Source organism: Microbispora sp. CL1-1, from assembly GCF_012034195.1.
Classification (GTDB): domain Bacteria; phylum Actinomycetota; class Actinomycetes; order Streptosporangiales; family Streptosporangiaceae; genus Microbispora.
In genome coordinates this window covers 1-6372 of the sequence record NZ_JAATEK010000092.1, presented here as the reverse complement: position 1 = coordinate 6372, position 6372 = coordinate 1, and the positions used below count along the sequence as shown (strand labels likewise).

The window sequence follows — 6372 nt, the reverse complement described above, 5'->3', positions numbered from 1 at the left end:
CTGACGGCGAGGCCGACGGCGAGGCCGACGGTGACGGCGAGGGATCGGAGACGCTCCCGACGGGGACGAGCTGCCACTGCTGGTTGTTGCCGCCCCAGTCGGAGTACTGCACGATCCTGCCGCCGTCCGCGGTGGAGGCGTTCTGGACCTCGACGACCTTGCCGCTGTTGCGGTTGACCAGCCGTACGTAGCCGCCGGACGAGTCCGCGAGCCGGAACTGCTGGTTGGTGCCGTTGTGGTCGCTCCACTGCACGACGTCGGCGGCGTCGGCCGTGGAGAGGTTGGCCACGTCGATCACCTTGCCCGAGTGGCGCGACTGCAGGCGGTAGTAGCCGCCGCCGGAGTCGAGGAACCGCCACTGCTGGTTGTTCCCGTTGCTGCGGCTCCACTGCACGAGCGCCCCGCCGTCGGCGGTGGAGAAGTTGTAGACGTCGAGCGCCTTGCCGCTGTTGCGGTTGACCAGGACATACCAGGTGTTGGTGTCGACGGTCGCCGCGGAGGCCGGCGCCACCCAGGTGACGGCGGACGCCAGAACGGTCGCGAGCGCCGCCAGCAGGCAGGCGAAGACGGTGGCCGGCGCGCGTCGCCGGCCACTCGTCGTACGGACGGGGGGTTGGTGCATCTTCTCTCCTTCAGCGGAGACACGGCTGGGGATGGGGACAATGCGCGGTCGGTGGTGCGTGGCCCGCGCCAGGGCACGAGGGCGCGCCTCGCCGGAAGGTGAAGGGAACGGCAGGGCTGCGGATCGGCCGCCGGGGCGGGTTCGACGTGGTCGCCCCCGAGGGCACCCGGCCGGATCGGCGGACGGCGTCGTCGCCCGGCACGCGGCGGAGGCGGCCCGCCGGCGGACGCCGCTTGTGTCGAACGCGGCGCCGGAACTCCCGGAATTCACGTGCCGGAAGTCACGGCGCCAAAGAGACGGCGCCATACGCCCAGCGCCGGACTACCAGCGCCACGCTCTCGGTGCCGAACTCTCAGCGCCATACTTTCGGCGCCATACTTTCGGCGCCATACTTTCAGCGCCATACTTTCAGCGCCGAAAGCCGGCGTACCGGAACTCGCGGCGCCGGAACCGACGCGCCGAAAGGCGTGACGGTGGAAACAGCGACCGGCTCGTGAACCCTTTGACAGCCGTCTGCCGCTCACAAGTGCTGCGGACGGCGCGTGCCGGCCGGAAAGTCATGTGGGTCTACGAGGCGGATGTTAGCGCTAACAATTCTGCGACCAATACTCCTCTCTCATCGAACGGCCCGTGCGTGGTGGTGTAGCGCGGATCAAACCCGACGCGGCACGCCGCGTCAACCCTTGCCCCTCCGCGTTCCGGTCGTCGCGCCGACCGGGCGCGGCCGACCTGCTCTTCCGTGGACGCGGGAACTCCCTCCGGAGTCCGGCGCGCGGGAAACTTTCATCGCGACCCACGTGATCCGTGGGCGGCGCGAAGGAAGTCGCGCCCTTTACGAACGACATTTCGCGCCGTACACCTGCGCAGATGACGCATGCGCGCGAAAGCTGCTTCGAAACTTACAGGCAACACTCTTGACACGTTTCGGGATGATTTCCAGACTGACTCCCCGGAGGCGGCTCCTCCTGCCGGATCGGTGGTGCGCGGCAGGGGCCACCGTTTCGGCTTCAAATGACGGCCGACGGCGTGGTGTTCCCGCGGACGTCTTTTCCGCGTTCCCTCATCGATTTCGCAGTTGGAGGCTCAAGCATGGGCGAAACAGCCCCACGACCCGCCGGCGGAAGACGGCATAGGCTCGCCGGCACCCGCCGGCTGCTGATCGCCGGCGCCCTCGGCGCACTCGGCACGGTCACCGCACTCTCGGCATCCGTCCCCGCTGACGCGGCAGCCGGCACCCTGGGTGCGGCCGCCGCCCAGAGCGGCCGCTACTTCGGCACCGCGATCGCGGCCGGGCACCTGAACGACTCGACCTACGTGGCCACCTGGGACCGGGAGTTCAACTCGGTCACCGCGGAAAACGAGATGAAATGGGGCCCGATCGAGCCCTCCCGCAACTCCTTCAACTGGGGTTCGGCCGACCAGATCGTCAACCACGCCGTGAGCAAGGGCATGAAGGTCCGCGGCCACACCCTGGTCTGGCACGCTCAGCTGCCCAGCTGGATCAACAACAACATGTCGGCCAGCGACCTGCGCTCGGCGATGACCAACCACATCACCCAGGTCATGAACCACTACAAGGGCAAGGTCTACGCCTGGGACGTGGTCAACGAGGCCTTCGCCGACGGCGGCTCGGTCGGCAGCCTGCGGAGCTCGATCTTCACGCAGAAACTCGGCAACGGCTTCATCGAGGAGGCCTTCCGCGCCGCACGCGCCGCCGACCCCAACGTCAAGCTGTGCTACAACGACTACAACATCGACGACGCCAACGCGAACAAGACCCGCGGCGTCTACAACATGGTCAAGGACTTCAAGGCCCGCGGCGTGCCCATCGACTGCGTCGGGCTGCAGTCCCACTTCGGCAACCCGCCGTCCAACTACCAGCAGAACATCGCCCAGTTCGCCGCCCTCGGCGTCGACGTCCAGATCACCGAGCTCGACGTCGGCGGCTCCGGCTCCACGCAGGCCGACGCCTACCGCCGCGTCGTCCAGGCCTGCATGGCCGTGTCCCGCTGCACCGGCATCACGGTGTGGGGCATCACCGACAAGTGGTCCTGGCGCAGCGGGGACACCCCACTGCTGTTCGACGGCAACTTCAACAAGAAGCAGGCCTACACCGCCGTCCTCGACGCCCTCAACGGCGGGACGTCCAGTTCTCCCCCGCCCAGCGGAAACGGGAACGCCATCAAGGGCGTGGGATCGGGCCGCTGCCTCGACGTTCCCAACGCCTCCCAGACGAACGGCACCCAGGTGCAGATCTGGGACTGCAACGGCCAGAGCAACCAGACGTGGACGCAGACGAGCTCCGGTGAGCTGCGGGTCTACGGCAACAAGTGCCTGGACGTGAACGGCGCAGGCACCGCCGACGGCACCAGCGTGATCATCTGGGACTGCAACGGCCAGAGCAACCAGAAGTGGCAGTTCAACTCCGACGGCACCATCACCGCGGTCGGCGCGAACAAGTGCCTCGACGTCATCGGCGCTGGCACCGCCAACGGCACGAAACTCCAGATCTACTCCTGCTGGGGCGGCACCAACCAGCAGTGGACCCGAGTGTGACACCACTCCGCCCGGGGCGGCCCCGTGGCCGCCCCGGGCGGATCGCGGACCCGTCGGCGCGGATCAACACCGACAAGTCAAGAGGAGAAGGCATGACGCAGGATCAGCATGGGCCCGTGAGCGGCGAGCGGCGGTTGCTGAGCCGCAGGTCCGTCCTGGCGACGGTGGGGGCCCTGCCGGTCATCACGGCCGCGACGTCGGTCCTGGGGGCCTCGGCGGCCTCGGCGGCCACCGCGACCGTGAATCCGTCGGCGCAGCGGCAGACCATCCGGGGCTTCGGCGGCATGGCCCACGCCGCCTGGATCGGCGACCTGACCGCCGCCCAGCGGGACACCGCGTTCGGCAACGGCGAGGGCAAGCTCGGGTTCTCCATCCTGCGGATCCCCGTCGGCGAGAACCAGTCGGACTGGAGCCGTGACCTTGCGACGGCGAAACGCGCGGCCGAGCTCGGGGCGATCGTCTTCGCCTCGCCGTGGAATCCCCCGGCGTCCATGATCGAGACTTTCAACCGCAACGGCCAGACCAACGCGAAGCGTCTCAGGTATGACCAGTACGCGGCGTACGCCCAGCATCTGAACTCCTTCAGCACGTACATGCGGAACAACGGGGTGAATCTGTACGCCATATCCGTGCAGAACGAGCCCGATTACGCGCACGACTGGACGTGGTGGACGTCCACTGAAATCGTCCGGTTCCTGCGTGAGAACGCCGGCTCTATCAACACCCGGGTCATCGCGCCCGAGTCGTTCCAGTACGTCAAGAGCATGTCGGACCCGATCCTCAACGACTCCACGGCGCTCGCCAACGTGGACATCATCGGGGCGCACCTCTACGGCACGCCGTATTCGAACTTCCCCTATCCGCTCTTCAAGCAGAAGGGCGCCGGCAAGGACCTCTGGATGACCGAGGTCTACTACCCCAACAGCTCCGACTCGGCGGACACCTGGCCCCAGGCGCTCGACGTGGGTGAGCACATGCACCGCGCCATGGTGGAGGCCGAGTTCCAGGCGTACGTCTGGTGGTACATCCGGCGCAGCTACGGCCCCATGCGCGAGGACGGCCAGCTCAGCAAGCGCGGCGCCATCATGGCGCAGTTCGCCAGGTTCGTCCGCCCCGGATACGTACGGATCGACGCGACGGCCAACCCCGCGTCCAACGTCTACGTCTCGGCGTACCGGAACGACGACACCGTCGTCATCGTCGCCATCAACAAGGGGACCTCCGCGGTGAGCCAGCAGTTCACCGTGGCCAACGCCGGCTCGGCCGCCGTCTCGTCCTGGCTGACCGACGCGAGCAGGAACGTCGCTCCCCAGGCGCAGACCACGATGTCGAACGGATCCCTGACCGTCACGCTCCCGGCCCGCAGCATGACGACGTTCGTGACCAGCCTGAGCGGCGGAGGCCCCTCGCCCTCCCCGTCGCCCGTCGTGTCGCCGAGCCCGGCGCGGAGCCCCTCGCCGAGCCCGTCGCCCAGTGGCGGCACCGGCACCGGGCCCCGGGTCACCTACACGATGAACGCCTGGGACACCGGCTTCACGGCCGCGATCAGCATCACCAACACCGGGACCTTCACGATCAGCGGCTGGACGCTGAGCTTCACCCTGCCCTCCGGGCAGTCGATCACCTCGGGCTGGAACGCCACCTATTCGCCCTCAAGCGGCCAGGTGAGCGCCAGCAATGTCAGCTACAACGGCACGATCGCCCCCGGAGCCACCGTCGACATCGGTTTCCAGGCCACCCACACCGGCAACACGGCCAAACCGACCGCCTTCACTCTCAACGGCGTGCCCTGCGTCGTGGCCTGACCGAGGCCGCGACGTCGACCTGACCCCGCCGCTGCCCCGGACTCACCGGCCCGGGGCAGCGGCGGAGGATCATCCGAGCGCGGACACGAAGGCGCGCAGCACCCGCCACTGCTCGGCAAGCGCGTGGGGCACCTCCCCGAGGGGGTCCTTGAAGAAGAAGGCCAGCTCGGTGAGCGGGCCCGTACACCCGGCCTGCTGGGCGGCCGCCGTCAGCCGGGCCAGGTCCAGGACCAGCGGCGCGGCCAGCGCCGAGTCGCAGCCGTGCCAGGTGAACTCCATGCGCATGCGCGTGCCGAGGAAGCCCTCGAAGGAGATCAGGTCCCACGCCGTCTTGAAGTCGTCGAGGTCCTCGACGAAGTCGATCCGGGTGTCGCCCTGCGGGGTGTAACCGAGCGTCTCGCGCAGCACGCGCTGCTTGCTGGCCGACTTGGCCGCGTTGGCCGCCGGCTCGGCGAGGTTCGCGCCGTCGCCGCCGCCCAGCAGGTTGGTGCCCGACCAGGCGCGCACTTTCAGGTTGCGCAGCCGGAACATCGGGGCGAGCACCGACTTGACCAGGGTCTCACCTGTCTTGCCGTCGTGACCGGCGTACGGCAGCCCCTGCACTCGGGCCAGGGCGTCGAGGGCGGGCAGCCGGGCGCCGGTGGACGGCGTGAAGTCGACGTACGGGCAGCCGGCGCGCAGGGCGGCGTAGGCGGCCAGGGCGCTGGGCGGCAGGACGGGCTCCGGGCCGTCGAGCGCGGCCCGCAGCGCGTCGAGATCGGCGTGGGCGGGATGGGGCGGCGGCGCGGGTTCCGTGGTCGAGACGTTGATCACGACGACGTGGTCCAGCCCGTGCCGGCGGCGGAACCGGTCCAGGTCGGCGCCGATGGCGTCCGCGACCCCGGCCTGGTTCTCGTGGAGCGGCAGGGGCCGCACATCCTGCTCGATTTCGAGCAGCGCGTCCTGCACGGCACCGGCGAGCCGGGCCGGGACGATTCCCGCCTCGGCCAGCGCGGCGGCCTTCTTGACCAGGGGGATCGAGGAGATGTCGTGGCCGCCGAAGACCAGGTCGCCTATGGCGGGGAGGGCGTCGCTGTGCAGCTCGGGCGACTCGAGGACGCATCCGGTCGGCTCGGCCAGGCCCGCCCGCACCGCAGACGCCCCGAGCATGCTGGTGACCGCGACCGACCCGCGTGCTCCTATCAGCCATACTCCGGTTTTCATCTGTCTCCTCTCCCCGGCCGGTCGGCCGGGATGGTGCGGGTGCTGCTCAATGTGAATCGGCGCAGGGTGAATCGGCGCAGAGTGAATCGGCGCAGGGTGAAACGCATCAGGGTGAAGCGGCGCAGAGTGTGCCTGCTCGGGGGTGAATCAGCGTGGGGGGTGAATCAGCGTGGGGGGTGAATCAGC

General features: G+C 69.0%; 4 protein-coding genes. 2 read left to right on the top strand and 2 right to left on the bottom strand.

Annotated features, from left to right (window positions below; translation table 11 throughout):
• Positions 1–622: RICIN domain-containing protein (locus HCK04_RS39825; RefSeq protein WP_185949116.1), on the bottom strand; the 622-nt coding region annotated here is incomplete at its 3' end.
• Positions 623–1711: 1089 nt separating this feature from the next.
• Here HCK04_RS39825 and HCK04_RS39820 point away from each other — a divergent pair.
• Both HCK04_RS39820 and HCK04_RS39815 read left to right on the top strand, forming a co-directional pair.
• Positions 1712–3178, top strand: coding sequence for an endo-1,4-beta-xylanase (locus HCK04_RS39820; protein ID WP_142652699.1), 1467 nt, complete (start codon positions 1712–1714; stop codon positions 3176–3178).
• A 92-nt stretch (positions 3179–3270) separates the two neighbouring features.
• On the top strand, positions 3271–4983 hold the full coding sequence (locus HCK04_RS39815; RefSeq protein WP_142652698.1) for a cellulose binding domain-containing protein: 1713 nt from the start codon (positions 3271–3273) through the stop codon (positions 4981–4983).
• Between the two features lie 69 nt (positions 4984–5052).
• Here the strand turns inward: HCK04_RS39815 and HCK04_RS39810 are convergent, their stop codons facing one another.
• Positions 5053–6186, bottom strand: coding sequence for an inositol-3-phosphate synthase (locus HCK04_RS39810; protein ID WP_142652697.1), 1134 nt, complete (start codon positions 6184–6186; stop codon positions 5053–5055).
• Between the last annotated feature and the right edge of the window lie 186 nt (positions 6187–6372).